Genomic DNA, 507 nt, shown 5'->3' with positions numbered 1-507 from the left:
CCGTCACCAAGGCCGCGGCTGGCCGCCCTCAGCCCGTCGCTCGCCAACCAGCTGGGTCGGCGCGGAATCACGGTGAACACGGTTGAACCCGGGGTGGTGCTCACCGACATGACCGCCGGGTGGACCGGCGTTCCCGAGGCGATGGCCGGACTTGAGTCGATCACCGCGCTCGGACGGATCGGCGAGCCGGAAGACATCGCAAGTGTGGTGGGCTTCCTGGCGGGTCCGCAAGGACGCTGGGTGACTGGCCAGACCATTGACGCCTCGGGCGGTACCTACCTCGGCCCGATCACGGCCGGATGATCCCCCAGGGGCACGTACTTACTGTCACTGTCCACATTCGGGCCACAGCCGGGATGCCCACGGTCTTGACGAGGCAGGCCCATGTACGGGGGCCGCGTGCTGTCCCAGGCCAGCGAACCCTTGGGCTTTTGCCGCTGAGGCGTGAGCGACGGCGGTTCCCGGTGTGGGCGTTTGACCGCCTTGATCAGCGGTGCGGCCCTGCCC

1 protein-coding gene is annotated in these 507 nt (G+C 68.8%); it reads left to right on the top strand.

Features of this window, described 5'->3' with window-relative positions; genetic code table 11:
- Positions 1-303 (top strand): SDR family NAD(P)-dependent oxidoreductase (locus IE260_RS41340; RefSeq protein WP_189881056.1); only part of this gene is annotated, 303 nt, incomplete at its 5' end.
- Positions 304-507: the final 204 nt, after the last annotated feature.

The sequence above is a fragment of the Streptomyces viridiviolaceus genome (assembly GCF_014650995.1).
Taxonomy (GTDB): Bacteria; Actinomycetota; Actinomycetes; order Streptomycetales; family Streptomycetaceae; genus Streptomyces; species Streptomyces viridiviolaceus.
This window is presented reverse-complemented; position numbering and strand designations above follow the sequence as displayed.